Annotated in this window: 33 protein-coding genes; 11 read left to right on the top strand and 22 right to left on the bottom strand. The window is 49.5% G+C overall.

What is annotated here, in order from left to right; all coding sequences use genetic code 11:
* The first annotated feature begins 4 nt into the window (after window positions 1-4).
* From B153_RS0115690 to B153_RS0115675, 4 genes are read left to right on the top strand one after another with little or no spacing between them, the layout of a single operon-like run.
* Window positions 5-403 carry an STAS domain-containing protein gene (locus tag B153_RS0115690; RefSeq protein ID WP_020597682.1) on the top strand — a complete coding sequence of 133 codons (399 nt, stop codon included), beginning with the start codon at window positions 5-7 and terminating at the stop codon, window positions 401-403.
* Window positions 384-797, top strand: a complete 414-nt coding sequence (locus tag B153_RS0115685) for an anti-sigma regulatory factor (RefSeq protein WP_020597681.1) — start codon at window positions 384-386, stop codon at window positions 795-797. The genes B153_RS0115690 and B153_RS0115685 overlap by 20 nt, the downstream gene beginning before the upstream one ends.
* A complete protein-coding gene (locus B153_RS0115680; protein ID WP_020597680.1) occupies window positions 790-1,824 on the top strand; it encodes an ATP-binding SpoIIE family protein phosphatase in 1,035 nt (344 codons plus the stop codon). The genes B153_RS0115685 and B153_RS0115680 overlap by 8 nt, the downstream gene beginning before the upstream one ends.
* Window positions 1,808-3,481: an ATP-binding protein gene (locus B153_RS0115675; RefSeq protein WP_020597679.1), complete on the top strand. Its 1,674-nt coding sequence runs from the start codon at window positions 1,808-1,810 to the stop codon at window positions 3,479-3,481. The genes B153_RS0115680 and B153_RS0115675 overlap by 17 nt, the downstream gene beginning before the upstream one ends.
* A 2-nt stretch (window positions 3,482-3,483) precedes the next feature.
* On the opposite strand, the gene B153_RS0115670 is transcribed toward B153_RS0115675, so the two are convergent.
* Window positions 3,484-3,879, bottom strand: a complete 396-nt coding sequence (locus B153_RS0115670) for a hypothetical protein (RefSeq protein WP_020597678.1) — start codon at window positions 3,877-3,879, stop codon at window positions 3,484-3,486.
* 357 nt (window positions 3,880-4,236) lie between these two features.
* Between B153_RS0115670 and B153_RS0115665 the strand changes: the two genes are divergently transcribed.
* Window positions 4,237-4,791 (top strand): RNA polymerase sigma factor, encoded by a 555-nt coding sequence (locus B153_RS0115665; RefSeq protein ID WP_020597677.1) that lies wholly within the window; start codon window positions 4,237-4,239, stop codon window positions 4,789-4,791.
* Between the two features lie 69 nt (window positions 4,792-4,860).
* Here the strand turns inward: B153_RS0115665 and B153_RS0115660 are convergent, their stop codons facing one another.
* Window positions 4,861-5,178, bottom strand: a complete 318-nt coding sequence (locus B153_RS0115660; RefSeq protein ID WP_245564895.1) for a hypothetical protein — start codon at window positions 5,176-5,178, stop codon at window positions 4,861-4,863.
* Window positions 5,179-5,386: 208 nt separating this feature from the next.
* Window positions 5,387-5,566, bottom strand: a complete 180-nt coding sequence (locus B153_RS38250) for a hypothetical protein (RefSeq protein ID WP_211221685.1) — start codon at window positions 5,564-5,566, stop codon at window positions 5,387-5,389.
* A 98-nt stretch (window positions 5,567-5,664) separates the two neighbouring features.
* Between B153_RS38250 and B153_RS0115650 the strand changes: the two genes are divergently transcribed.
* Window positions 5,665-6,483: a universal stress protein gene (locus B153_RS0115650; protein WP_020597674.1), complete on the top strand. Its 819-nt coding sequence runs from the start codon at window positions 5,665-5,667 to the stop codon at window positions 6,481-6,483.
* Window positions 6,484-6,506: 23 nt separating this feature from the next.
* A complete protein-coding gene (locus B153_RS0115645) occupies window positions 6,507-7,502 on the top strand; it encodes a 2-hydroxyacid dehydrogenase (protein ID WP_020597673.1) in 996 nt (331 codons plus the stop codon).
* Window positions 7,503-7,625: 123 nt separating this feature from the next.
* On the opposite strand, the gene B153_RS0115640 is transcribed toward B153_RS0115645, so the two are convergent.
* The 5 genes from B153_RS0115640 to B153_RS0115620 all read right to left on the bottom strand — a co-directional run bounded on the left by B153_RS0115640 (window position 7,626) and on the right by B153_RS0115620 (window position 10,779).
* Complete coding sequence (locus B153_RS0115640) at window positions 7,626-8,021, bottom strand: hypothetical protein (protein WP_020597672.1); 396 nt, start codon at window positions 8,019-8,021, stop codon at window positions 7,626-7,628.
* Window positions 8,022-8,028: 7 nt separating this feature from the next.
* A complete protein-coding gene (locus B153_RS0115635; RefSeq protein ID WP_020597671.1) occupies window positions 8,029-8,904 on the bottom strand; it encodes a universal stress protein in 876 nt (291 codons plus the stop codon).
* Window positions 8,905-8,955: 51 nt separating this feature from the next.
* Window positions 8,956-9,729, bottom strand: coding sequence for an LOG family protein (locus tag B153_RS0115630; protein ID WP_020597670.1), 774 nt, complete (start codon window positions 9,727-9,729; stop codon window positions 8,956-8,958).
* Between the two features lie 90 nt (window positions 9,730-9,819).
* Window positions 9,820-10,320 carry a hypothetical protein gene (locus tag B153_RS0115625; protein ID WP_020597669.1) on the bottom strand — a complete coding sequence of 167 codons (501 nt, stop codon included), beginning with the start codon at window positions 10,318-10,320 and terminating at the stop codon, window positions 9,820-9,822.
* A 30-nt stretch (window positions 10,321-10,350) separates the two neighbouring features.
* On the bottom strand, window positions 10,351-10,779 hold the full coding sequence (locus B153_RS0115620; protein ID WP_020597668.1) for a pyridoxamine 5'-phosphate oxidase family protein: 429 nt from the start codon (window positions 10,777-10,779) through the stop codon (window positions 10,351-10,353).
* A gap of 186 nt (window positions 10,780-10,965) precedes the next feature.
* On the opposite strand from B153_RS0115620, the gene B153_RS0115615 reads away from it, so the two are divergent.
* Together B153_RS0115615 and B153_RS0115610 are read left to right on the top strand one after the other, a co-directional pair.
* The gene (locus B153_RS0115615) at window positions 10,966-11,793 is read left to right on the top strand and encodes a universal stress protein (protein WP_026262191.1); all 828 of its coding nucleotides are present in this window, start codon (window positions 10,966-10,968) and stop codon (window positions 11,791-11,793) included.
* 108 nt (window positions 11,794-11,901) lie between these two features.
* Complete coding sequence (locus tag B153_RS0115610) at window positions 11,902-12,207, top strand: rhodanese-like domain-containing protein (protein WP_020597666.1); 306 nt, start codon at window positions 11,902-11,904, stop codon at window positions 12,205-12,207.
* Between the two features lie 93 nt (window positions 12,208-12,300).
* On the opposite strand, the gene B153_RS0115605 is transcribed toward B153_RS0115610, so the two are convergent.
* The 6 genes from B153_RS0115605 to B153_RS0115580 form a co-directional block, all read right to left on the bottom strand.
* Window positions 12,301-12,750 carry an OsmC family protein gene (locus tag B153_RS0115605; protein WP_020597665.1) on the bottom strand — a complete coding sequence of 150 codons (450 nt, stop codon included), beginning with the start codon at window positions 12,748-12,750 and terminating at the stop codon, window positions 12,301-12,303.
* Window positions 12,751-12,807: 57 nt separating this feature from the next.
* Window positions 12,808-14,220: an MBL fold metallo-hydrolase gene (locus tag B153_RS0115600; protein WP_020597664.1), complete on the bottom strand. Its 1,413-nt coding sequence runs from the start codon at window positions 14,218-14,220 to the stop codon at window positions 12,808-12,810.
* Window positions 14,221-14,318: 98 nt separating this feature from the next.
* Window positions 14,319-15,524 carry an NAD(P)/FAD-dependent oxidoreductase gene (locus B153_RS0115595; protein ID WP_020597663.1) on the bottom strand — a complete coding sequence of 402 codons (1,206 nt, stop codon included), beginning with the start codon at window positions 15,522-15,524 and terminating at the stop codon, window positions 14,319-14,321.
* A gap of 279 nt (window positions 15,525-15,803) precedes the next feature.
* Entirely contained in the window at window positions 15,804-16,286 is a 483-nt protein-coding gene (locus B153_RS0115590) for a YeeE/YedE family protein (protein WP_157634712.1), read from the bottom strand.
* Window positions 16,287-16,317: 31 nt separating this feature from the next.
* Window positions 16,318-16,890 carry a YeeE/YedE family protein gene (locus B153_RS0115585; protein ID WP_020597661.1) on the bottom strand — a complete coding sequence of 191 codons (573 nt, stop codon included), beginning with the start codon at window positions 16,888-16,890 and terminating at the stop codon, window positions 16,318-16,320.
* An 8-nt stretch (window positions 16,891-16,898) separates the two neighbouring features.
* Window positions 16,899-18,287: an OprD family outer membrane porin gene (locus B153_RS0115580; RefSeq protein ID WP_020597660.1), complete on the bottom strand. Its 1,389-nt coding sequence runs from the start codon at window positions 18,285-18,287 to the stop codon at window positions 16,899-16,901.
* Window positions 18,288-18,413: 126 nt separating this feature from the next.
* On the opposite strand from B153_RS0115580, the gene B153_RS0115575 reads away from it, so the two are divergent.
* Window positions 18,414-19,739, top strand: a complete 1,326-nt coding sequence (locus B153_RS0115575; RefSeq protein ID WP_020597659.1) for a chloride channel protein — start codon at window positions 18,414-18,416, stop codon at window positions 19,737-19,739.
* 25 nt (window positions 19,740-19,764) lie between these two features.
* On the opposite strand, the gene B153_RS0115570 is transcribed toward B153_RS0115575, so the two are convergent.
* The 7 genes from B153_RS0115570 to B153_RS0115540 all read right to left on the bottom strand — a co-directional run bounded on the left by B153_RS0115570 (window position 19,765) and on the right by B153_RS0115540 (window position 23,073).
* Window positions 19,765-20,139 (bottom strand): DsrE family protein, encoded by a 375-nt coding sequence (locus B153_RS0115570; protein WP_020597658.1) that lies wholly within the window; start codon window positions 20,137-20,139, stop codon window positions 19,765-19,767.
* A 48-nt stretch (window positions 20,140-20,187) separates the two neighbouring features.
* Complete coding sequence (locus tag B153_RS0115565) at window positions 20,188-21,258, bottom strand: c-type cytochrome (protein WP_020597657.1); 1,071 nt, start codon at window positions 21,256-21,258, stop codon at window positions 20,188-20,190.
* Between the two features lie 234 nt (window positions 21,259-21,492).
* Window positions 21,493-22,095, bottom strand: coding sequence for a class I SAM-dependent methyltransferase (locus B153_RS0115560; protein ID WP_020597656.1), 603 nt, complete (start codon window positions 22,093-22,095; stop codon window positions 21,493-21,495).
* Window positions 22,088-22,411, bottom strand: a complete 324-nt coding sequence (gene trxA, locus B153_RS0115555) for a thioredoxin (RefSeq protein ID WP_020597655.1) — start codon at window positions 22,409-22,411, stop codon at window positions 22,088-22,090. The genes B153_RS0115560 and trxA overlap by 8 nt, the downstream gene beginning before the upstream one ends.
* Complete coding sequence (locus B153_RS35285; RefSeq protein WP_020597654.1) at window positions 22,383-22,616, bottom strand: hypothetical protein; 234 nt, start codon at window positions 22,614-22,616, stop codon at window positions 22,383-22,385. Before B153_RS35285 ends, trxA begins: the two co-directional genes overlap by 29 nt.
* Entirely contained in the window at window positions 22,600-22,848 is a 249-nt protein-coding gene (locus tag B153_RS0115545) for a hypothetical protein (protein ID WP_020597653.1), read from the bottom strand. Before B153_RS0115545 ends, B153_RS35285 begins: the two co-directional genes overlap by 17 nt.
* A gap of 9 nt (window positions 22,849-22,857) precedes the next feature.
* The gene (locus B153_RS0115540; RefSeq protein ID WP_020597652.1) at window positions 22,858-23,073 is read right to left on the bottom strand and encodes a YgaP family membrane protein; all 216 of its coding nucleotides are present in this window, start codon (window positions 23,071-23,073) and stop codon (window positions 22,858-22,860) included.
* A gap of 141 nt (window positions 23,074-23,214) precedes the next feature.
* Here B153_RS0115540 and B153_RS0115535 point away from each other — a divergent pair, with 141 nt between their 5' ends.
* Window positions 23,215-23,658, top strand: coding sequence for a DsrE family protein (locus B153_RS0115535; protein ID WP_020597651.1), 444 nt, complete (start codon window positions 23,215-23,217; stop codon window positions 23,656-23,658).
* 55 nt (window positions 23,659-23,713) lie between these two features.
* Here B153_RS0115535 and B153_RS35280 read toward each other — a convergent pair whose 3' ends face one another.
* Window positions 23,714-24,139, bottom strand: a complete 426-nt coding sequence (locus B153_RS35280; protein WP_020597650.1) for a DUF983 domain-containing protein — start codon at window positions 24,137-24,139, stop codon at window positions 23,714-23,716.
* Window positions 24,140-24,239 lie beyond the last annotated feature (100 nt).

Genomic DNA, 24,239 nt, shown 5'->3' with positions numbered 1-24,239 from the left:
CCCGATGGATAAAATACCAATTCTGCGAATGGGTGCCTTTTTGCTGGTTACCATTCAGGTCGATTTATACGATCGGTTAGCTCTGAACCTGGAAACTGATCTGGTAAATATGGTTCATAAAACGGGCGCTCGTGGCGTATTGATCGATATTTCGGCGGTATCGATCGTCGATTCATTTATGGGTCGTATTCTGGGGAATATCGCCAGCATGACACGGGTTCTTGATGCCGAAACGGTGGTTGTAGGGATGCAGCCTGCGGTTGCAATTACCTTAATTGAACTGGGATTATCGTTAAGTGGTGTTTATACGGCCCTCGATGTAGAGCGTGGCATGGCTCTCCTGCAAACGAAACTTGGCTCCGACGATGAACTGACCGACGATGATGCTGATTACACTGAGTAAAGACAGCATCGCCATCACCAGAGAGCAGGATGTGGTTCCCCTCCGCAACCGAGTCAAAGAGGTAGCTGTGAAAATTGGGATGGGCCTTGTTAACCAAACCAAGCTGATCACCGCTGCCAGCGAGCTGGTCCGAAACATGCTCCGTTACGCGGGCACGGGCACTGTACTGATTGAAGTGGTAAGCCGAGGCCGCGAAACGGGCGTACGTCTGACATTCTCCGACAAAGGGCCAGGTATTGCCGACATCAGCCTGGCCATGCAGGACGGTTACTCAACGGGCAAAAGCCTGGGTTTAGGGTTACCAGGCACCAGACGCCTGGTCAACGACTTCTCGATTCAAAGTGCTGTAGGCCAGGGCACTACAGTGACTATTTTAAAATGGAAGAATGGATAACTCCCCCCATGTACGCTTTCAGGCGCTTGATCGAAGTTATTTGTCGAGCATAAAAAAAGGCATCTATCAACTCGCAACGCTGGTCGGGTTTACGACACAACGGCTGAACGAAATTGATTTGATTGTAGCTGAGCTAACCTCTAACCTGATCAAACACGCGGGTGGTGGCGAGTTGCTGGTCCGGCACTTTCAGATTGCCAGCAATTCGGGGCTGGAAATTATTAGTATTGATCATGGGCCGGGTATGGCCGATCCGGCCCGAATGATGCAGGATGGCATATCGACCACCAATACGCTGGGGCATGGCCTTGGATCGATAAAACGCCTGGCGGACCAGTCGCAGCTTTACTCGATTAAAGGGTGGGGCACTATTGTATTGGTCAGAGTTTTCAAAAATCCATTGCCCCCACAGGCCAAAACGCTGGGATTCGAGTTCCGGTCATTACTGGTTGCCAAACCGGGCGAAACGATGTGTGGTGATGGGATTTACGTTAAAAAGACTGAAAACTTTATAAAACTTTTTGTGGGCGATGGCCTTGGTCACGGACCAGAAGCCTACACGGCTGTTCAGGCAGCTATCAATGCGTTTCGAATCTGTATCGAGCATCGCCCGGCCGACATCATCCGGTTTTTGCACCGCTCCGTAAATAAAACGCGCGGTCTGGTCGGTTCAATTGTTGTATACGACATACAGAACCATCGGTGGAACTGGTGTGGCGTTGGCAACATTTCGACTCGGCTAAGCGGGGCCATAACCAATAAGAATCTATTGTCGTACAATGGCATAATTGGTATGAATCTGCCCACAGCCATGAATGACCACTTTTTACCGATTGAACCCGGTCAGTTATTAATTATGTGTTCCGATGGGCTTCAATCCCGTTGGGACGCCAACAAATATCCTTTAATTCATCGCTACGACCTAACGGTTCTGGCAGCGGCTCTATACAAAGATTACGCCCGACAAACCGACGACGCGTCATTGTTTATCGGCCGAATGCAGGCTAACTATGGAGGAATTAGCTAAAGTACTGCTCGACAATGAAATGGACCTGATTCTGGCCCATAAACGCGCTATGAAATTAGCCGAACTGGCTGGACTGTCGCTGGCGGCCCAAACCACGTTCGCTACCGCTGTATCCGAAGTAGCCCGGTACAGTATGGAGCATGGTACTGAGCCTGTTCTGATGCTGGGGGCAACCGCTTATCAGCGCAGCCAGGCACTGGTGGCCGTGGTTAAAGACAAAAATCTTACCGTGGCCAATCCGCTCCATCAAGGCTTGCAATATGCCCAGCGCCTGGTCGAGAAGCTGGAAATCAGCAACACCGGACGCGAAAGTAAGATCACGTTGTCTTTCAATCTGCCCATCAGCCGCCGAATCAGTGCAGAACGTATTCAGGAGTGGAGGGCTCAGTTTATCACCGATCAGCCCCTATCGGCCTATGATGAAATAAAGCGAAAAAACGAGCAGCTACAGGAACTGTCGCAACGGCTGAAAGCCAGTGAGCAGCACTACAAACTGGTAACCAACTCCTTGCCGCTGATGATTTTTACGGCCAATCAGATGGGACAGCTCCTGTATGCCAACGAGTGGGTTACTGAATTTACGGGCCGATCCATCCAAAGCCTCAATCAGAGTAAATGGTCGGACATTATTCACCCTGACGATTACGGCGCTTTCTGGCAACTGTGGACCGAACAGGCCGTTCAGCATAAGCCTTTTCAGTATGAATTCCGGCTAAAAGAGAAAGCTACGCAGACGTATGTATGGCATTTGTTTTCCGTTCAGCCGGTTACCAATTACCTTGGTAAGGTGAATGCCTGGACTGGCTTCATGGTCAATATTGATGCGCAAAAGATTGTTGGCCAAACGCTCCAGGAAAAAGAAGAACTAAGTCGCGCCAAAGAAGAGCTGGAACAATCGCAGCGTAAACTGGAAACAACCATCAAAGAACTCAACCTGAGCAACGCCAAGCTCAGCCAGTTTGCCTACATAGCCAGTCACGACTTACAGGAACCTTTACGAAAAATTCAGCAGTTTGGCGATCTGGTCAAGACGCGCAGTACCACGCTGGCAAGCGACGATCTACTCTATCTGGACCGAATGCAGTCTGCTGCTGCCCGTATGTCGATCCTGATCAAAGACCTGCTCACCTACTCCCGTCTGTCGACCCGGCAGGAGGAGCCGATTGAAATTTCTCTGACTCAGGTGATCCACACCGCTCTGGACAATTTATCGGTGAGTGTTGAGGAGTCGATGGCCGAAATTACGGTAGAAGACCTGCCCGTGGTTGAGGCCGATGTCGCCCAGCTTACGCAGCTCTTCCAGAACCTGTTGAGCAACTCGCTTAAGTTCAGGCAGAAAGATACCAACCCAAAGATTCGAGTGTCGGCCTATACCGTTCAGTCTACTGATCTGCCCGTATCGATTAAACCAACCCGGCCATCGGCAGTATACACCTGCATTAGTATTGCTGATAACGGCATCGGCTTTGATGAAAAATATTTGGATCGAATTTTTCAGGTATTCCAACGGCTACATGGCAAAAATGAATTTGCCGGAACGGGCGTAGGGCTGGCCATATGTGAAAAGGTAGCCCAAAACCATGGAGGAGCCATCACGGCTACCAGCCAGCCAGGCCAGGGAGCTATCTTCAAACTTTACCTGCCACTGCTGCCCTAGCTTCACTTCTGTAGAGCGGGTAATGTTGCCAGTTGGAGTATACACTGCGCCTGCTTATTCAACTCGTTAATCGTCTGTGTATGATTCGCAAGTTTAGTACAGTAGTTGTTCTGATCGCTGGGAAGCGGAGCCTGGTACTGCTCCATATCGGTTGCTAACCTTTCCAGTTCCTGCTGCATCGTATTCAATAGCGATACTACCTGGCCAACAGGCAGTTGAACTTCACACGATTTAGTAGTTTCAGACGGCCCTTGCTGTGTTTTATACGCATTCAGGCACTTGACCAGTCGATTATAATTTGAATGAAAATCGGCAATAACCAGCAGCCAGTTCATCAACACATGCTTATAGCTTACTTCATGAATAAAGAAGCCATTCGGTGAAGATTTATCGTTCACACAACTATTTGTTTAACTTAAAAGGCATTTATAAGACACAAAGTTAAACAAAAGTCAATTTTACGCTCTTTGAAGCATTTATTTTTAGCCTATATCTACATAATCTTAGTTCTATTTTTGATTTAGTGACTCGAGATACCCACATACTCGTAACTACAAACCTTGACAAATACCTTCGAATTAAATAGTACTATATTGTTTAATTAAATAACTATTTGTATATTTATAATGTGTGTATATACACCGTTTAATAGATTCATTAAGTTTATACCCTGTATTTCAGACCTATATGGGAAAATAGTAAAATAATTAATTAAATTTGAAGAATAATTCTAAACTACTTGTTACCAATCCACCATGAAAGTTCACCTAAGTGACGAAGAGATGATTCGCCACTACCTACCCCAGCAGCCAAACCAATGTTTTGAAGCGCTCTACAATCGGTATGTAGGCAAGGTATATCAGCAATGTCTATCGATGACCAATGATTCTGAACAAGCTCAGGATTTCACACAGGATATTTTTCTGAAGGCCTTTCATAAGCTGGATGCATTTCAACAACGCTCAAGTTTTTCTACCTGGCTATACTCCATTGCCTATAATTACTGTGCCGACCAGATTCGATTAGCCCGGCGGATTCCTACTACCGATTTAACCGTTCACTTGCAGGAAACCCAAGCCGATTATGGCGATCCGCAACTCCATGAAGAAACCCTGCAACTCATGCGGGTAGCTATGGATCGGCTGACGGATGAAGAACGAAAACTACTACGATTGAAATATGAAGATGGGATGAGTATCGATGCGATTGCCCAGTTATATAAGCTCAAACCAAGTGCGGTTAAGATGCGACTGAAACGTAGCCGCGAACGTATACAGGCCATATGTGCCTCCCAATTGAGCCTTTACTAATCATCACCTATAGAAACGCACGAAAGCCCGGTATAACCGGGCTTTCGTGCGTTTCTATGTTCGCTACGTTTATTGCATGGCAATGGTACGGTTACTTTGCAGAACGGGCTTTGTCGACAAATTCACCTGCTTGCGAATGCTGCCTTCGCTGGATTTGATCTCCAGTTCATACTCGCCGTCGGCCAGATCGTCTACGTTCAATTTCATAGCGTACTTTTCTTCTTTCTTACCGATGTTCTGCTCAAACAGGACCTGGTTGCTCTTATTCTTCAATACGACAACGACTGGAATAGACGCTGATTTCTGAACAGCCACCCGAATTTCATGATTGGCCGTCACGTATGCACTGGCATCGAAAGAAAGCCCTTTAGGCGTAGTAGGATTCATTAACGTCGAAGCACTTACTAAGATTGACGCTGCGACTTTGCTCATTAGTGTTAACATGGTAGTATTTGTGTTATGTGTTTTGAATGTGTTGTTTACTGTGTTGTCTATAGGATTCCAAAGCCTGTGCCAATTCTCGCTAAAACCTAACAATCAGCTAGTTAATAAATTTACCATTGTATAATTCTGTCCGTAACTGGACAGGCTTCGTTCACTTGCGGACAAAAGTAGTGGACTGACCCACCCGGCTAAAAGCAGGATCTGACGAAGCGTCGAAATGGATCAATAGAATGTAGAAAATGGCTGATAAATGGCGTAGGTTCATCTGGGGCAACGCCGGTTTACGGACCGAGCGCTTACCAAAATCACATAACCGTCTGATTGCTATCATAGGTGCTGTAGCCGAATCGCTGTTGTTTTACAGCGTCATTTAACACGCAGGCGGCTTTGCTGCTTAGTTAGCCGAGCCTGCCCGTTTCTACTTCACTTATGAAAACGATTGTTCTTGCTACCGACTTTTCTGCGAATGCCAACCGGGTTGCCCAGTTTGCGGCCCAACTGGCGAATGAGCAAAAGGCCCGTCTTGTTCTCTTTCATGCCTTTCACCTCTGGCCCGATAATCCCGCCAAAGAAGGCGACTTCCCGCTGTCGGTAAACGCTATGCAGGCCAACAGTGAAAAGGCATTAAATCATCTTGCCCAGCAACTCGAAACGGATCTTGGCCTTACTATCCCCATTGAGTGCGTTGCTCAGGAAGGCCATACCATGAACGCCATCCGGCAGTTTACCAAAGCCCAACGGGCTGATTTACTCATTATGTCGACTGTGGGTACGGCCCCTCAGAGTGCTCAGTTGATGGGCAGTATTGCTACCAACATGGTTGCCGAAACCGAAGTCCCGCTACTGCTGGTTCCACCAGGCACGGGCTATGCCGGACTGAAAAACATTGTGTTAGGCATTGACCTGGCTGTACCGCCCAATGCCATTGCGCTGGAAACCGCCCTCACGTTTGCGCGGGAGTTTGGCAGTGTCGTCAACGTACTCTGCATCAGCGACACACCAGCGGCTCCTCAGGTAAAAGAGCGAGCTGAACTGATTCGTCGCCTGCTTAGTCAACAACCGCATACGCTAAGCATTGTAGGGGGCGAAGAAGTGTACACAACCCTTCTGGACTTTTCCCATACCAACAAAGCCGATCTGATCATGATGCTCCCACAAAGCCGAAGCTGGCTATGGCAGCTATTCTCGGAAGGAGAAACACAACGCATGGCCCGCCTGACTGATTTACCCTTACTGGCTATTGTTTAGATCGAACTCCGTTTGCCCACACTATGAAAATTGCCTTTTTTAGCTACCAGCCGTTTGAACAGCCGTTTCTGGAGTCGGCCAATCAAGCCACACAACATCAACTGACATTTATCCGTCAGGCCCTTTCGCCCGAAACGGCCATACTGGCGGCTGGTCACGACGCGGTATGTGTGTTTGTCCACGATCAGCTTAACGCGCCTACATTGCATCGCCTGGCCGATCTGGGAATTAAACGGGTCGCTTTACGCTGTACGGGCTATAACCACGTCGATATTGACGTCGCTCAGCAATTAGGCATTCAGGTTTTACGAGTTCCCAGCTACTCTCCTCACTCGGTGGCCGAACATGCGGTAGCCCTGCTGATGGCGCTGAATCGAAAAATACATCTGGCTTACCAGCGCACCCGAAAAAATAACTTTACGCTCGATGGGCTGCTGGGCTTTGATCTTTACGGCAAGCGGATTGGTATCATAGGCACCGGCAAAATCGGGGTGGCCTTTGCCCGGATCATGCTCGGCTTTGGCTGCCATGTACTGGCTTATGATAAAGTTCGATCGGCCGTTTTGCAACAACTGGGGGTAGAATACCGGACACTCCCTGAGCTATTATCCGCATCCGACATCGTCTCGTTACATTGCCCGCTTACGCCCGAAACGCATCACCTGATTAACCCCGATTCGCTCGGGCTGATGAAAACGGGCGCTTACCTGCTCAATACCAGCCGGGGAGGCTTACTGGATACACCGGCGGTACTCAACGCCCTGCACTCGGGTCAACTTGGCGCCTTGGGCATCGATGTCTATGAACTTGAAGAGGATTTCTTCTTTGCCGATTGGTCGGAGAAGCCATTACCAGATTCTGAACTGAATACGCTGACCCATTTACCGAATGTGGTAGTGACGTCTCATCAGGGCTTCTTAACGGCAGAAGCACTTGCTCAGATTGCTCAGGTTACTCTCAACAATTTAACCCATCCGGAGCAAGCTTACCTACCAAACAGTTGCGTTGTAGTTGGTTAATCAAACTAGTATGTGAGTGGTGAAACCAGTTCGGGCTTCCTGAACTGGTTTTTTGGTTTCCCGATACAAACAATCCCGCCACAGATGTTGGTAGCGGGATTGTCGGGATGAGGCCCTGCCTCCTTACAAGGCAGGCTGAGCGGACAGGTACTGGCGTATGTGGTTTTTGAATGTGCGGAAATCGCTATGAAAGCTATCCATTTCTTCGCGTAGGTACTGGTGGTTCTGACGCGTATCCTTATCCAGCACCTGATCGAAACGAACCCCTAAAGCCACCTGTTCATTCACTTCCTCTATCTCATTCAGCAGTCGCTTAATCCATCGGCGAAAATGATGAAGCTGGCTAATCTCGGTTTGCCAGGTATCGATGGGTATCGACGTTGGGTCTATAGCTTCGTTTAAGGTTCCGAGCAGGTCTTCCCAAAAGTTTACTTCCTGAAGGGCCAGCTCCAGTTCGCTGCGCCAGATTCGATGCAGCAGATGCACATCGGTAAGCTGGCGGTATTTTTCGGTTTTCATACGGGTATTAATCTAAGTACGTGGCAAATGGGATCTTATCGAATTTAGAGGATTCATGCCGCAGGGGCGCATCGTAAAGGGCCAGCAACGGAACCGTAGGCCGAAAGGCCATGGTGCGGCTCACACTTTTATGCCGAATAATGTCGAAAAAGCTTTTGTGATGCGGCAACATGACCAGCATATCGACCGTGTGCATCTTCAGATAGGTTCTGATACCCTGTAATACGTTGTCGTCGTAGATGGTATACGTGTCCGTAGTCACTTCCTGAAATGCATCCAGTATATATTGCCGACCTAATTCTGACGTTCGCGTTTCAGGCTTTTCCGGGTTCTCGATCGTTAATACCGTCAGGTCAGCGTCTTTTCGGCTTGCCAGATCGTTCAGTATGCGGAGCGACTGGGCATCGTTGACCGACCGATAATCCGTTGCCAGAACAATTTTTTCCAGGGGTCGAATGGGGGCAGACGCAGGTACCACCAACACATTTGTTTTCGCATCGCTGACCAGATCGGTGGCGACACTCCCCAACAGTTCGCTCCAGCCCGAACCCGTAGCCCCCAATACGACCAAATCATAGTGTTCTTTAACGAGCAATTGATTTACGATGCCCGCTGGCGAACCCATCACCGCCATGGTACGGTAGGTATGGTATGCAGGTGCCGATTGGCCGGTCATTTCGAGCCGGAGTTGTTTGAGCGATTGTTCGGCCATCTGCCAGCGTTCGGCCAGCAATGTGGCCCCGGCATATTCCATATCGGGTTCTATCGGGCAGGCATACAGCAAACAAAAGTCGGCCGCCGTATCGTCGAAAAGGGCCTGTGTATACGCAATTGCATGTTGTGAGGCCGCTGAAAAATCAGTTAATAAGAGGATTTTATACATGACACGTCTAAAAAAATAACCAGATAAGGTTGTTTATCGAAACCAACTCATTCATACTCGCTCCAGAAGCCACCATAAAGGCTTGCGCCGTTTAACGATCGTGTAGTTCTGCTGAACATACGTCCGAATATGTTGCTGAGCTTCCTCTACGTCGTCGGTTAAACAGACATACTGCAGATCGCTCTGACTGATCGTTCCGGCCTTTATCATATCCTGCATATAATTCAGCAATGGCTGATAATAATCGCGTCCCATCAATACCACCGGAAACTGGTGAATTACGCCCGTTTGCACGAGGGTCAGGGTTTCGAATAGCTCGTCCATCGTTCCCCAGCCACCGGGCATCACCACAAAGGCGTATGAATACTTCAGCAGAAGCACTTTCCGCACAAAAAAGAAGTCGATCGTAACGCCCGTATGCAAATACGGATTGGGTCGCTGCTCAAACGGGAGTCGAATGTTACACCCTACCGATCGCCCACCTGCTTCATAAGCCCCACGATTGGCAGCCTCCATCAGGCCGGGTCCACCCCCTGTCATGACGGTAAAGCCCAGGTCCCGAATGGCTCGCCCAACCTGACGCGCCAGTGCATAATAGGGATGCCCTTCACGAAAACGTGCCGACCCGAAAACCGTAACGCATGGCCCTACAAAGTGCAGCGTACGTAATCCTTTCAAAAATTGCCAGCCAACCTGTATGATAAACCGCAGTTCCGACCGTCGACCTTTAGGCCCGTCGAGTGCCTGCGTGAGTGTATCCATCACCAACGGCCGGATACGATGCTGGTCTGAACGCGTTTTGGGTGGGGTATCGGTTGGTATCATGGGAATAAGCACGGGGTAAATTTGAGCGCAATCCGACAAATCACTTCATGGCCTTAAGCCAATCTTAACGGTGTTGGCTATACGTTCATTCTAGTTAAACGGTAAAGCCAGGGTTTTAGAGTCTGTTTCTTTTTTCTCCAGCCGATTGTTTCCCTGGCGGTAAAGCTGGTAAAAAGCTGTTGCCATGAGCAGTGTAGCCGGAAAAGCGGCTGCAAAGCCGAGCGGGGTGATCGCCAGGCAGAAAATAATACCCCCCAGGCAGCCTGCTCTAAACCAATTCCCCTCCATAAACATCGATGCCGCAATAAGTAACTGACCCACGGCTATGCTTTGGACCATGGGCGTGATCATGGTTTCGAAAGGCCCCATGATAAATCGACGGTATAACGGGATGGCATAATCGGCAAAATCCTGATAGAGCCAGGGCGTTTCCAGCCCCGTACGGGTATTGATGATGGCGGCTCCCAGAAAGAGTATAAAGAAGCCTATTCGGGCTGCCAGCGGCCATCGGTAGCTAGCGATCCACTGTAACACCGACAGGCTATTGACCACTATATACACAGTAACGATGGTGGTATCAAGCGCTTCCATGATTGTATAGGTTAAACCAGGTTCTCAGACTTATTCTTTTGTTTCACTACGCCCCGTTTTGCTAAGAATCCGAATTCGGTATACGATCATGGGCTTCTCGGCAACCGATTCCGTAACTACTTCCTGCGTATACATCCGGGGGGCTACCCGGCCGGGCCCCAGGCGTTGTGCTACATCTGCACGTTCGTCGCCAGTCAATTCCTCATATTCACCCTGCACCACCACACTCCGCCAGTAGGTCGGGCTGGTTATTTCGTCTACCTCAAAACATACCTTCGGGTTTTGCCGAAGCAAACGGGTTTTCGTGCCTTCCCGGGTTTGACCATAGATGGCCTGCCCATCGTACAGATAGGCAACTGGCAACACCAATACCTGTCCGTCTGCATAGCAGCCAATGCGTCCAAAGAACTGATTACGCAGTACAAAATCGGTCACTTCTGGCGATAAGTCATGTAACATGGCTACTTGTAGCTAGGGGTTTGAATACCCAAAGCTACAGGCTCCGGGGTCGCTATAGGCAGAGCGCCGTCAGGCAAGCAGGTGATTATTATCAGTGATGAAAATCAGACCATTACCCCTCACTAATCAGTACAAATTCGGTTGCATTCCCGTTGTTTTGGCCCGAATCCTAAACAACTAATGGGTATGAACACGATTGTTGTCCCCTCTGATTTACGTACCGAAACCGATATGGCGCTGTCTGTAGCGGTCGATATTGCCCGCACCTCCGGAGCCACGATACAACTCGTCCATTCGGTTGTATACCCCCTACCCGTACCCGCCTACGCCGAAGCGGCCACGATTGCCGTAAACCGTACGCTGGAAGAATGCCAGGCTATTGAGCAGGAAGCCAGAACCGCACTGGAACGGCTGGCTACCAACGAGCAATACAAAGGAGTTACGATTGTACCCATCTTACTCACCAATGGCGAGGGTTTGGTCCATAACATTACAGACCAGGGAGCCGACCTGATTGTGATGACGTCGGAAGGGGCAACCGGGCTGGAAGAGTGGCTGATTGGCTCCAACGCCGAGGCCATTGTCCGCTATGCCAAATGCCCGGTACTTGTTGTGAAGCAACCCATTCCCCATTTCCAGCCCGAAACGATCGTTTGTGGCATCGACATCGACGACCGCCTGAAAGTAGCTCAGCAGTATCCGTTTCAGATGGGAAAACAGGGATTGCATCAGTTTCTTTACGTGACCACCCCGCTGGATAACCATGTCCCGGAGGGTGTACATGACTGGGTTAGCGAATTTGCCCGTTCACAGAACATTACCCAATTCGACTTTGCCGTTCGGCAGGCCCGAAACATCCCTGACGGCATCATCAACTATGCCGAAGAGGTCAATGCCGATCTGATCCTTCTGTTTACCCACGGCTACAAAGGCCTTCGGCATTTTCTGTCGGGCAGTGTAGCCGAAGATGTGCTTAATCATTCCCAAAAGCCGGTCCTGGTTATGCGTATCTGAGCCATTAAGCCTAAATCTCCGACAAATTCCTCATTGCGTGATATTTATCACGTAGTGACCACCGCATATTCCCGAAATTCACATCATCAATTAGAACCATTAATAACCATGATAAATTTATTAAAATCAGTATTTGGCGGTTCGGGCAATACCCAGCTTCAGGACGTGCTGGAACAGGGAGCCGTTATTGTTGATGTTCGCTCAGCGAGTGAATTTGCCGGAGGTCATGCCAAAGGTGCCGTAAACATTCCACTGGACCAGCTTGAGACGAAACTGAACAAAGTCAAAAGCTATCAGAAACCGATTGTAGTCTGCTGCGCTTCAGGCATGCGGAGTGCCCGCGCCAAAGCTTTCTTATCCAGTCAGGGCCTAACCAATGTACACGATGCCGGTAGCTGGCGGAATTTGAACTAGCATATTGCTAAACCGCGAGGGCGCAATAGACGCAAAGAAGTACTTATTCTTTGCGTCTATTGCGCCCTCGCGGTTTAGCAATATACCCGGCTGTTAATCGTATACCTGAAGCGAGATCTGGATTTTGGGTTCCATGATTACTTTCGATTGAATGGAGTTGGTGATCAGGCAGGCTTGTTCGGTCTTCTGAAGCACGCGCCGGGCTTTTTCCATATCGCCCTCATGATTAAGTAAAACATGGGGAAACAGCTTTATTTCACTGATCATCAACTTAGTACTTACGGATTCAAGCGTACCGATGGCCTGACAGTCGAAGTCTTCAAAATTCAGTTTTGAATTTTCGGCAATCGCCAGAAACGTTGTCATAAAACAGCCCGAAACGGCCGCCACCAGCAAATGCTCCGGCGACCAGATTCCTGGCATTCCCTTGGGAAATTCGGGGGGAGTAGCCACCTCAATCGTTTCGGTCAGATCGGGCGAACTGAGTCGGCCCAGACGAGCATATTGCCAGTCCAGGTTTACTTTATATTCATGCGTTTCCATGAGGATAAATAGAGGAAAAGTGAGCCTGCCGTACCTGACAGGCTCACGGTTATACGATTAAAGAAGCGTAGTTGGACAAACGTAATCAGTAACGGGCAGTTTGCCGGTTTGCTTGATGGCCGCAAACCCGCCTGCTACATCGATCAGGTTAGAGAACCCGCGTGCTTTCAGGATTGAGATCGCCACCATTGAACGATAGCCTCCGGCACAGTGAACGTAATACGTTTGGCTTCGGTCGATCCGAGCCATATTGTCGTTCAGATAATCCAGCGGCAAATTCTCGGCCCCTACCATATGCTCTGAATCAAACTCGCTTTTACGCCGAACATCGAGTACGGGTAAGTCGGGATTTTGCGCATAGCGTTCGGCAAATGTCCCGGCAGAAACAGACGTAACCGTATCGACTTCACGGCCTTCGGCCTGCCAGGTGGCAAACCCACCCTTCAAATAACCAATGCAATTATCGTAGCCTACCCGTGCCAGTCGTAGTACGGCTTCTTCGGCTTTCCCCTCGGGCGAAATGAGCAGAATCGGTTGTTTCAGATCGGGCACCAGTGTACCGACCCACCCGGCAAACTGCCCTTCCAGGCCAATATTGATCGAGTTTGGAATAAATCCTTTTGCAAATTCCTGAGCAGCGCGTACGTCGATCATCAAAGCCCCAACCTCATTGGCGGCTGCTTCAAACGCGGCTGGCGACAGCGCCTGAGTACCCTGTTGAATCACCTCATCGACCTGCCCATAACCCATTTTGTTGAGCACAGCATTTTTCGGGAAGTACTGCGGAGGGGGCATCAGGCCGGTAGTGACTTCCTTCACAAATTCCTGTTTCGACCGAGCGCGCAGGGCGTAATTGAACCGTTTCTGATTTCCCAGCGTGTCGATGGTTTCTTTGCTCATGTTTTTGCCACAGGCCGAGCCAGCACCATGCCCTGGATAAACAGTCACATCGTCGGGTAGAGTCAGGATTTTCGTATGCAGGCTATCGTACAGATACCCCGCCAGATCTTCGCGGGTCAGATCGGTTTTAACGGCCAGGTCGGGGCGGCCTACATCGCCAATAAACAAGGTATCACCCGTAAAAATGGCTGATTCTTTCCCATTCTCGTCAATCAGTAAAAACGTCGATGACTCCATCGTATGCCCCGGCGTGTGGAGTACCCGAATTTTCACGCTCCCTACCGAGAATTCTTCGCCATCTTTAGCCACATGCGCCGTATAGCCGGGCTGTGCCGTTGGGCCGAAAACGATGGTAGCCCCGGTTTTGGCCGCCAGATCGAGGTGGCCCGATACGAAATCGGCGTGGAAGTGTGTTTCAAAAATGTATTTAATCGTGGCCTCATCAGCAGCCGCCCGTTCAATGTACGGTTTGGTTTCACGAAGGGGATCGATGATGGCCGCTTCACCGTTGCTCTCAATATAATACGCAGCCTCGGCCAGACAACCGGTATAAATTTGCTCTACGTTCATGACATTTTGATGATTAAATGGATGCATCAAAATTGGCTGAAAGGCGAGGCTGCTTCTGTGATGTATGTTACAAAGACCGGATGATTATCGTCAGCTTTTCAGGCTTTTCCAGTCAGGATTCGGTGCCAGTAGAGCCAGGGCAACATATACTTTTTCAGCAGCCACATGGTCCAGCGCGGCACGGCCTGATCGAACGGGAATGTCATTTTAGGCTTGTTCGTGTAGTCGAATTCGGCCAGCATCAGTTTGCCGTATTCGGTCGGGATGGGGCAGGCCGTATACCCGTCGTACCTGGCACTGGACTGGGTTTTGTGTAGCTGTGCCAGTATATGATCGACCATGACTGGTGCCTGTTTGCGGATGGCAGCCCCCGTTTTTGAGGTAGGCGCATTGCTCACATCTCCACAGGCAAACACATTGGAAAAGCGCGTATGCTGAAACGTAAATTTATTGACCTCGACCCAACCCAGTGGTTGTGTCGGATCGGCCAGCGGGCTATTTTTTATGAAGTCGGGGGCCGACTGCGGAGGGGTAATGTGGGCCATATCGAATTGTATCGACTGCTTCTGCACATTTCCATCGGCATCTTTGCCTTCAAAATAGATCCTGTGATTTGGGCCATCCACTTCCGTAACGTTCTGAAGGAAATGGGTTTTGATCCGATACCGTTTCAGGAGCCCTTCGAGTGTCCGGGCAAACTCTTTTACGGCAAAAATGGCCCCAGCTCCCGATATATAATGAACCTCTGTTTTGTCAAGCACTCCATTTTTACGCCAGTAGTCGCAGGCCAAATACATGATTTTGTGAGGTGCCCCTCCACATTTGACGGGTGTGGCAGGGTTGGTAAATACCGCTACTCCCCCTTTAAAGTTTCGGATTAGCTCCCAAGTGTAGGGGGCTGTCTGAAACGAGTAATTACTCGATACCTGATTTTTACCCAGTGTTTCGCTGAAGCCTTTAATTTTGGCCCAGTCCAACTGAATTCCCGGCACCACTACCAGCGAATCGTAGGTATAAGTGGCTCCGCTTTGGCAGGTCACCTGATTCTGCTCAGGCTGAAAGGCGGTTACCGCATCCCGGATCCACTCGGCTCCTTCAGGAACGTAATCCTGTTCATCTTTTTCCGTATCCCGAATATCGAATTGCCCTGCGCCTACGAGTGTCCAGGCGGGTTGGTAATAATGTTTGGCCGAAGGCTCGATAATGCCCAGCTGTAAGGATGAAGCTTTGTGAAGCAGTTGAGCAGCCGCCGACAAACCGGCATTGCCCCCGCCCACTACCAGTACTTGAAAATGAGTAGTCATTCTTAGGAATAGTTAAATTTTTCCTAAAAATGAAACAATAAAAAGCGGGAGTATGTGACAATTGTTACATACTCCCGCTTTTAGCCATAAGGACATAAGTAGCTTAGTGAAAGCATATTAGACTATTTTTTGTCATGCTGACGAAGGAAGCATCTTCGCCAACAGCTTTTTTTACTGACCCGGAGATGCTTCCTTCGTCAGCATGACAAATTATCTCACTCAGAATACTCTAAAGTGAATTAGTCCAAGTACTTATGATTGATCAATTACATGAAAAAATTAGTGAGGCAATTTTTCGCGCAGATAGCCATATACCCACGTACCCGCCACTGCACTCAGCAAAGTCGCAATGACCACCATGTAGCCACTACCAATCTGGGCAAATAATGGGCCTGGGCAGGCTCCCGTAATGGCCCATCCCAACCCAAACAGTAGCCCTCCGTAAATCTGGCCTTTATTGAATGTTTTGGGATGAAACTCAACCCGTTCGCCCGAGAGCGTTTTTATATCGAACCGTTTGATGAGCCATACCGAAACCATTCCGACGACTACCGCCGAGCCAATGACTCCGTACATATGGAAGCTTTGCAACCGAAACATTTCCTGAATACGAAACCACGAAATGATTTCAGCTTTCACGAACACAATGCCGAATAAAATCCCGACCACCAGGTACTTAAGATTGGCGAGACCACTCTCAGTTTTTTTCATATCGTTGGGGGCATCGCACACCAACGCATCTGGGCTTACTGTATTTTGCATGATTTTTAGGAGAGCATCAAAGCCCATATCGTTAAAACAATTTCATTAAATGAGGTAGAATCAGGTGCGTCATGGTAAAACCACCAACCATAAAACAGCAGGTAGCTATCAGCGACGGCCATTGCAGGTTCGATAGGCCCATAATGGCATGGCCCGACGTACAGCCACCCGCCCAGCGCGTGCCGAAACCCACCAGAAATCCACCGAACACAAAAAATACCAGTCCTTTAAGTGTAAACAGATTGACCGTATCGAACAGATCGGCGGGCATCAGGCCCGAAAAGTCCCGGATGCCAAGTGCCTTCAGGTCGGTGACGGTAGCGGCCGACAGTTGGAACGCATCGGGGTTTTCCAGAAAATGGGTCGCCAGAAAGCCGCCGAGTACAGTGCCCGCTACAAAAAACAGATTCCAGATTTCTTTTTTCCAGTTGTATTGAAAAAACGGAATATTAGCAGGCAGACAGGCCGCGCATAGGTGCCGAAGCGACGACGAAATACCGAACGATTTGTTTCCGATGAGTAACAGCGTCGGAACTGTGAGGCCGATCAGTGGCCCGGCCACATACCAGGGCCAGGGCTTACGGATAAGGTCGATAAACTCCATGAATTGATTTATAAGCGATAGTTGAGAATTAAATTGATCTGGTGCATACCTACCCGATTATAGACGTAGCGGTTGTTGTCGTAGGTATTGCCAACGTCGGTTTTAAGTACCCACAACAGTTGAACATCCCAACTGTTCGGAAAATTACCGGAGCGGTAGGTAAAACTTAAATTGGTTTGCGTATAGGAAGGCATTCCGTACTTGTTTAAGACACTGTTTTTTACATCAGGTAACCGATAGTACCCAAAACTTGCTTCGGCTTTGATGTGGCTGGTGGGTGTAAAGAAGAGATTAGTATTCACGGCGGTCAGGTCGCCAAATCCTTCGTTTTTTTCCCGCATCAGAAATGTATAAAACGGGTCACGACCCCACTCGCGGGGCATCAGGTAGCGCCCTTCGGCCGTGATGCGCGTCGCGTTCAGGTAAGACGTCCAGCGGGTAGTCTGGTAGCCAACCCGCCCCGAAAAAATCAGCGAGCGATTACCGGGCTGGTCGTAAGCTTTGGCCGATTCGTCGTTTCCCCCGTTCCCAACCGTCCATTGGCGAGCCAGTTGAAGACCAGCCACAACCTGTCGCTTTTTTCCGGCTGGAATGCCCAGATCGGCTCGGGTGTAAGTCATATTGAAAATATTCTGTACATGCGTATCCCAAAGCTGAAGCACTACTTTGCCGACTTTCTGGGTTATAGCCAGTTGCGTAATACCCGCCGACTGCGTGTTTCCGGCATATTGTGAAGCCTTACCTGTAGCATCGACCCCAACCGGATACAATCCCATACTTTCGCCAATTGTGTACCAGCCCAGGGTCGAGCGGGGAGCGATTCGGGTCAGGTATTCGGCATGGATCTGGGTGTTGGGTCGCTCATTCCATTCCAGCACGATGCCCTCTACAAACGTGGGCGACATACGGCCATCCTGCGGATTAATAAACGGACTACGAGGTAGCTGACGGCCAAGCGTAATCCATGATTTTTTACCGAACACATACTGGGCATATACCTCTTCGAGTCGACTAAGCACCGCATGGTTGCCTGGATTTTGTCCATCAAACAAGCCAATTTCGTAACGGTTTGGCTGACCCGTTTGCGAATCGCGGGCCGCCAGATCGGACGAGAGCAGGTTCTTGCTAAAAAACGCCGTTCCGCCTACGGTCAGGTGGTTGAAAAGCCGGGGGGTCTGATACCCAAGCCCTACGCCAACACCCCACGCATACGCATCGCTCAACTCGCCCTGATTATCCGTTGCCATAAAAAACGACCGGGCGCGAATAGGAAAACGCTCGCGCCCAAGCCAGCGTTGCTGTTTGGCGGTCAGCGTATCAGGCTGATTGGCCCATACCGCCGTCCCGTTGGTCGTTAGCAGCGCCATCAATCCCAAAGCCAGTAAACGTCCGATCATGTCCTATGTTGTGTTGAATAATTTCACAAAACTCTTCAGGTAATCGCCCGTTTTCCGTGATAATTGTTACATAGCGCCAATTAAAGGCTTATCTTAACACATCAGCTTCTAACGGGTTAAACGAGCATGCGCATCCATGAAGAACTGGTTCTGTTATTTAGTGTCCTTAAGTGGGTTATTCTGTCGGTGCTGATTGGCTGTCTGACGGGTTTGGCTGCTTCGGGTTTTATTCTGTTTATCCATTATGTGATCGAGCAGAGTAACCACTACCAGTACGTGTTTTACTGGCTGCCAATCAGTTTTTTTGTCGCTAACCTGCTCAGTCAGTTTGTCCTGAAACAGCATGTTGGCACCGACGCCCTGATTGCGGCCATCAACCGAAATTACGGGAAGATGGAAGGAAGTTTTGTACCCACTAAAGTCATTAATGTCATTCTGATTCTGGCTACGGGTGGTTCGGCCGGAAAAGAAAGTCCATGTGCACAAATTGGGGCGGGATTAGGTAGCCTCTGTGCCACTCTATTCCGGGTCGACGATATGGACCGACGAAAAATGGTGCTATGCGGGTTTTGTGCGGGTTTTTCCTGCGTGTTTGGGGCGCCTATTGCGGGCGCCTTGTTCGGCATCGAATTACTGGCAGTAGGGGTAATTCTATACGATATGCTGCTTCCTGCGTTCGTAGCATCGATCACGGCTTACCAGATATCTTCAGCACTTGGCGTCACTTTTTTCTATTATCCACTTCAGTTTGTTCCGGCTTTCGGGCGGGGTTTCTTTCTGCAATTGCTGGGTGGGGGGATCATCTTTGGTTTATGTGCGTACGGGCTGATTCGGCTCATCCAGTCCTGTACATCGGCCGTAAACTCCATTCCGATCTGGCGGCCCTGGAAAGGGTTGCTGGGGGGGCTGGTGCTGGTTGGCCTGACACTTTTATTTTCGCGCGATTACCTGGGGCTGGGACTTAATTTGATGGAAAATGCGATAGAAGGCCATCCGGTCAAGCCTTACACCTTTCTACTCAAAGCGCTCTTTACGGTTATTACACTAACCATCAGTCGGAGTGGAAGTGTCATCACCCCCACTTTATTTATTGGAGCCACAGCGGGCAGTTTCTACGCCGACTTGATTGGAGCAGACCATTCAACCTTTGCCGCTATTGGTTTTGTCAGTCTGCTGGCTGGCGCGGCCAACACGCCCATTGCCTGTAGTATTTTAGCCATCGAACTGTTTGGAGCCGAGGTGGCTCCCTATGCAGCCATATCCTGCGTTATTAGCTTTCTGATGTCGGGCCATCGTAGCCTTTATGCATCGCAGGTTCTTACCATACCCAAATCCAGTGCGATACCGACCGAAACAGGTCAGGAATTCAAGGCTATTACGCCCCCGGTAATCCGGTGGCGACTTCACCGGCTCAACTGGTTAAAAAAGGTAATCCGACTTTTTCGAAGATAGCGATACCAGCCACCTGTACCGAACTTTATACTCCAGCCTTTATATAGGCCCAGCCCTGTTCCTGTTTCAGAATTAGTTCGATGATGGCTACGGGGACCGTTTCGACGGAGGGAAGCATATCCTCAAGTGTCAACTGTTTACTACGCAGGCTATTCTCACACACCACAATCCGAACCGCGTGATGATCAACAAATTGTTGCAAAGGCTGCGCGTAGCGTGTCTTACTAGCCGTGATCAGGTCAATACCGGGGCCATGAACCACAACTTCAACTTCGGCCTCGGGCCATATGGCCAGCAGATTTTTCAGATTACTGATCAAAGCTTGCTGCGAAGCCTCATCGGGCGAAACAAACTGAAAAATGACTCTATGCCCTTTACCCCTATCCGGTGTCCTATCCATTATAACGAACGTCCAATTTTACAACCAGCTACCCTCGTCGCGAAGCACTCATTTCGATTCGGAATGCGCGTTTTTGTAAGCCTCAATGGGTTTAAACGGTCCAAACTTATGCTGTTTTTCGGAAAACGAGTCGGCATAGGGCCCAAAAGGATGATCGACGGGCTTGCTGGCCAGGTTGGGCCAGTCGTTGCGTAGATCTTTGCCCGGTCGGGGCCTCGAATTGATAAAGGCGGCAAGGTCCCAGGCTTCCTCGTCGCTCAATTGCGGTTTATCCCAACTAGCTCCCAGCGGCATATTAGACTTAATGTACCCCGCCAGTCGTGAAAGGCGAAACAGCCCGGCTCCCTGGTTGTAGCTATTTGGTCCCCAAAGCGGTGGAAACGTATAACCACTCCCATCGGGTTTTGCTACGCCCTGCCCTGTAGTGCCGTGGCAACTCACACATTTCTGCTCATACGTCAGCCTGCCTTTTTCGGGATTGGCCGCACGGTCGAGATACGGTACTTTCCAGATACCCGATCCGTTAGGACTTTTGCCTTTAGGAATGCCATCGCCCAGAAACTGGATATAGGCGACAATGGCTTTCATTTCCCGGCTATTACTGTCTAGACCTTTACCATTCAGGCTGCGTTCAAAACAATCGTTTACCCGCTTCACGATGGTTTCGACCCTACCCGAACGTGCCCGAAATTTTGGATAAGTCGATGCCACTGTACTGTAGTTGTTTCCCCAGGGCTTCGTGCCCGCGTCAAGATGGCAGTTCTGACAGTTCATTCCGTTCGATGTATGCATTACCGTACCCATAGGTCCCAGATACAGAGCCGTATTGGCGATCAACTCTTTACCATAGCGGATCAGGTCGCCATTGGAAAGCGCGGCCAGCTTTGCCTCGGATGGTGTCTGCCAAAGCGGTTCCTCCGTCTTCACGGATAGGGCGGTCGATGAGCTACCGGACGAAGCCATCGGCTCCTCCCTTTTTGCCGATGCATCGATCCAGCCAACCTGGAATGCGATCAGCATAGCGGTAGCAATAACCGTAATAACCAGCAACCCTGCCAAAACCAGTAGGGTGCGCTGAAGGGATTGAATCGTTTGGTCGAAATGATCTTTAGCTTGCATACCTTGACCGAATCAAAGGCGCTTTACGTTCTGCGCAAAACACTACGTACCAGTACCTTTCAACGGATTAATGGAGTTTAAGCAAAGGTCTGGCTTCGAGAATTCAAACTCCGTAACAATAGTCACAGAGCCCGTTCAGCAGCCTTCGTTTTCAGAACGTCATTACAAACACGAACGCCACGGACTGAACCCGTGGCGTCGTCTCCGTTTAAGTTAAGAAAAGTGGGTAATCAATTACTTTTTTCGGGCCATTAGCCGAACTACACAGGCTAAGCCATTATGATACGCTCCTTCGTGGAGTTCAACGTTGGTTTCCTCAATTTTCAGAATTTCCAATTCCCTAAAGTCTTCCAGTAACTCAGCTTGGTTATACAGCATATCCGGGTCTTTAGGGCCGCCCGACCCCCGCCCCAACTGGTCTTTATGAAAAGCTTCCAGCACCAGATAGCCCGATGGCGTTAAAGTCGAAACCAGTTGTTGATGAACCTGCCGACGGTCAGCCGACGGGATATGCGCATAAATCAGCCCGACCAGATCGTAGGTATTGGCTGGTGCCGAAAATGCCTGTAGTGTACTGGTCTCATAGTGAATGGAGGTACAGGCCTCTGCTGCCAACTGCAAGGCTTTTTCACGAGCTATTATACTCTGATCAAAGGCATCGACAGCCCAGCCCATACGAGCAGCATAAACGGCATTGCGCCCTTCGCCCTCGGCGGGCAGCAAGAGTCGTCCTGGATTCAGAGCATCCAGGCATTCCTTAAAAAACGTATTGGGCTCAACCCCATAAATATAAGCCGGGTCCTGATAGCGAGCATTCCAAAACTCCTGGCTATACATGATTTGTTTCGAGCTGATTTACCACATATTCCAGTTGCCGGGCTTCGATAACGCCCGATTGCCGCCAAACAACCTGCCCCTTTCGAAACAGGATCAGCGTTGGTACGCCCTGAATCCGGTACGTACTGGCAGCGGCCGGGCTTTGGTCGACGTCGATTTTCAGAACCCGGACCCGGTCGCCCATGTGTTCGGCAAACTCTTTCAGAATGGGGCCCATCATTTTGCAGGGACCGCACCATTCGGCAGAGAAATCGACCAGTACGGGCGTGTCGCCCTTGATAATATCATTAAACGTTTCTTTTTTCTGCGTTTCCATAGGTGTTCATCAGTTTTTGGCCGAGTTGATGAAGCATATCGCCCAGCAATAATCCGGTGACTGCCCCCCAGATGCTCATGGACTGCCAGTGCGACTGAATAGGGCAATGGCCGGTCAAACAGCCAACTTCACGCCAGTACACAAAGCCAGCTACAGCACCCAGCAAGGCTCCTATCCACTGCCATCGGTTAATGTACTTCTTCATACGGTATCTCGTCCTGCGGTTTATCGGCCTTGACATTAGTGGAATGCTTTTGCCGGGGCATACCACAACCAGCCGCGCTACAGCCTACGTTCAGCAGACTTTGCAGCAGCAGTATCCCCCCCATAAGCCCCAGTAAAGGCTGACGGTCGACAAAGGCACTCCCGATAATAAGGATTCCAGCTACCAACCGGACCAGCCGCATGACATCCCATTTTTTTAATAAGGTTTCCATTCGTTCCTCTCAATTAGCGTGCTTTCGGATTCGATTGGTTCGGATGCCAAACGGCAGATACAACGGACAGGTACTAACCAGGCTGGTAGCGATGAATATTCCAGCAACGACTAAACTGATCATTCCCCACGTGCCCGTCAGTACATTGGTTGCAAACAGGGCAATCAATACAACGGCAACAATAACCCGGATGATTCGGTCAGCGGAACCCATGTTCTTTTTCATAGCCTTCTTTTTTTAGCTAAGTACGGGTTTCTGTACCGCTGCTTCCGTGATAAAAATCACATAACGAACTGATTATGTGCTATACTTTCGTGAAGTTTACTCGCAAGTCATAGTTATCCATTTTATTACGTCAATACGCTTATGAATTATCTGTCAATTGGCCTGACGGCATTCGTACTGTTTCTGGCTCAATCGGTTGTAGCTCAGCCTGATTTCCATGGTGCCAAAGCCACCAAATCAACCTATCAGGTAGTATATCAGTTGAATACTGACGATGAATCAAAGATTAAAGCTACTCTGAAAAACATTCAGAATGCCTTGGACGACACCCGGCTGAAAGGCAAACTGGAGGTCGAACTCGTCGTACATGGTGGTGGCGTGGTAGCCCTGAAAAAAGGCAGCCCGTTTGAACAAACCTTACTAGACCTGCAAAAACAGGGCGTTGTGCTGGCTCAGTGTGAGAATACCTTACGGGAACGCAAAATCAGCAAGGACGACATGTTACCTTTTATTGGCTACACGCCCAGCGGCAATGGCGAACTGATTATCCGTCAGCAGCAAGGCTGGGCCATTATTCATCCGTGATTCAACCACCTACCTCCAGCCGTAAGTGAGTTCGGGCAGGAGGTAGGTATCGACGTTATGGCAACACCTCCGAATGGGCTGTTGCTTTCACCGGGTTTGCCTCTGGTTTGGTTAGTTCGGGTCGATAATCCACAAAAAAGTTAATCCAGGTTCGCCGGGCAAGCCGAAAGAAGAAAGGAGTCAGAATAATAAGCGATGGCAGCAGGACAACCAGATAATAATCCAGATTGATGTCCAGTATGGCATAAAAGAGGACAAATGAGCTGATGATAAAGGCTACGTAATAGGCATAGCTCACATACATGGCACCCGTAAAAAATCCTGGTTCCGGCGAATAACGCAGATGACAATGGCTGCACGTTTCGTGCATTTTGTCGAACTGCTTCAGGTTATACGCACTTTTGCTCACAAAAAAATCGCCTTCCTGGCAACGTGGGCATTTATTGAAAAGAATGCTATAGAGTTTGCTTCCCTTTAACATGGCTGGTCGAGTTTATGTGCTGATGGGGCCGTTTGATTGCCTCCGATCAATGACCCAAAAGTAGATAGCTCGTTGACCACAATCCGTGACAATTGTTACA

This window comes from Spirosoma panaciterrae DSM 21099, from assembly GCF_000374025.1.
Classification (GTDB): domain Bacteria; phylum Bacteroidota; class Bacteroidia; order Cytophagales; family Spirosomataceae; genus Spirosoma; species Spirosoma panaciterrae.
Note: the sequence above shows the minus strand (reverse complement) of the source record. Positions and strands in the feature narration are given on the sequence as shown.

Coding starts and splice junctions, on each gene's coding strand:
- B153_RS0115690 (WP_020597682.1), top strand. CDS start 5: ATGGATAAAATACCAATTCTGCGAATGGGTGCCTTTTTGCTGGTTACC.
- B153_RS0115685 (WP_020597681.1), top strand. CDS start 384: ATGCTGATTACACTGAGTAAAGACAGCATCGCCATCACCAGAGAGCAG.
- B153_RS0115680 (WP_020597680.1), top strand. CDS start 790: ATGGATAACTCCCCCCATGTACGCTTTCAGGCGCTTGATCGAAGTTAT.
- B153_RS0115675 (WP_020597679.1), top strand. CDS start 1,808: ATGGAGGAATTAGCTAAAGTACTGCTCGACAATGAAATGGACCTGATT.
- B153_RS0115665 (WP_020597677.1), top strand. CDS start 4,237: ATGAAAGTTCACCTAAGTGACGAAGAGATGATTCGCCACTACCTACCC.
- B153_RS0115660 (WP_245564895.1), bottom strand. CDS start 5,178: ATGAATCCTACTACGCCTAAAGGGCTTTCTTTCGATGCCAGTGCATAC.
- B153_RS38250 (WP_211221685.1), bottom strand. CDS start 5,566: ATGATAGCAATCAGACGGTTATGTGATTTTGGTAAGCGCTCGGTCCGT.
- B153_RS0115650 (WP_020597674.1), top strand. CDS start 5,665: ATGAAAACGATTGTTCTTGCTACCGACTTTTCTGCGAATGCCAACCGG.
- B153_RS0115645 (WP_020597673.1), top strand. CDS start 6,507: ATGAAAATTGCCTTTTTTAGCTACCAGCCGTTTGAACAGCCGTTTCTG.
- B153_RS0115640 (WP_020597672.1), bottom strand. CDS start 8,021: ATGAAAACCGAAAAATACCGCCAGCTTACCGATGTGCATCTGCTGCAT.
- B153_RS0115635 (WP_020597671.1), bottom strand. CDS start 8,904: ATGTATAAAATCCTCTTATTAACTGATTTTTCAGCGGCCTCACAACAT.
- B153_RS0115630 (WP_020597670.1), bottom strand. CDS start 9,729: ATGATACCAACCGATACCCCACCCAAAACGCGTTCAGACCAGCATCGT.
- B153_RS0115625 (WP_020597669.1), bottom strand. CDS start 10,320: ATGGAAGCGCTTGATACCACCATCGTTACTGTGTATATAGTGGTCAAT.
- B153_RS0115620 (WP_020597668.1), bottom strand. CDS start 10,779: ATGTTACATGACTTATCGCCAGAAGTGACCGATTTTGTACTGCGTAAT.
- B153_RS0115615 (WP_026262191.1), top strand. CDS start 10,966: ATGAACACGATTGTTGTCCCCTCTGATTTACGTACCGAAACCGATATG.
- B153_RS0115610 (WP_020597666.1), top strand. CDS start 11,902: ATGATAAATTTATTAAAATCAGTATTTGGCGGTTCGGGCAATACCCAG.
- B153_RS0115605 (WP_020597665.1), bottom strand. CDS start 12,750: ATGGAAACGCATGAATATAAAGTAAACCTGGACTGGCAATATGCTCGT.
- B153_RS0115600 (WP_020597664.1), bottom strand. CDS start 14,220: ATGAACGTAGAGCAAATTTATACCGGTTGTCTGGCCGAGGCTGCGTAT.
- B153_RS0115595 (WP_020597663.1), bottom strand. CDS start 15,524: ATGACTACTCATTTTCAAGTACTGGTAGTGGGCGGGGGCAATGCCGGT.
- B153_RS0115590 (WP_157634712.1), bottom strand. CDS start 16,286: ATGCAAAATACAGTAAGCCCAGATGCGTTGGTGTGCGATGCCCCCAAC.
- B153_RS0115585 (WP_020597661.1), bottom strand. CDS start 16,890: ATGGAGTTTATCGACCTTATCCGTAAGCCCTGGCCCTGGTATGTGGCC.
- B153_RS0115580 (WP_020597660.1), bottom strand. CDS start 18,287: ATGATCGGACGTTTACTGGCTTTGGGATTGATGGCGCTGCTAACGACC.
- B153_RS0115575 (WP_020597659.1), top strand. CDS start 18,414: ATGCGCATCCATGAAGAACTGGTTCTGTTATTTAGTGTCCTTAAGTGG.
- B153_RS0115570 (WP_020597658.1), bottom strand. CDS start 20,139: ATGGATAGGACACCGGATAGGGGTAAAGGGCATAGAGTCATTTTTCAG.
- B153_RS0115565 (WP_020597657.1), bottom strand. CDS start 21,258: ATGCAAGCTAAAGATCATTTCGACCAAACGATTCAATCCCTTCAGCGC.
- B153_RS0115560 (WP_020597656.1), bottom strand. CDS start 22,095: ATGTATAGCCAGGAGTTTTGGAATGCTCGCTATCAGGACCCGGCTTAT.
- trxA (WP_020597655.1), bottom strand. CDS start 22,411: ATGGAAACGCAGAAAAAAGAAACGTTTAATGATATTATCAAGGGCGAC.
- B153_RS35285 (WP_020597654.1), bottom strand. CDS start 22,616: ATGAAGAAGTACATTAACCGATGGCAGTGGATAGGAGCCTTGCTGGGT.
- B153_RS0115545 (WP_020597653.1), bottom strand. CDS start 22,848: ATGGAAACCTTATTAAAAAAATGGGATGTCATGCGGCTGGTCCGGTTG.
- B153_RS0115540 (WP_020597652.1), bottom strand. CDS start 23,073: ATGAAAAAGAACATGGGTTCCGCTGACCGAATCATCCGGGTTATTGTT.
- B153_RS0115535 (WP_020597651.1), top strand. CDS start 23,215: ATGAATTATCTGTCAATTGGCCTGACGGCATTCGTACTGTTTCTGGCT.
- B153_RS35280 (WP_020597650.1), bottom strand. CDS start 24,139: ATGTTAAAGGGAAGCAAACTCTATAGCATTCTTTTCAATAAATGCCCA.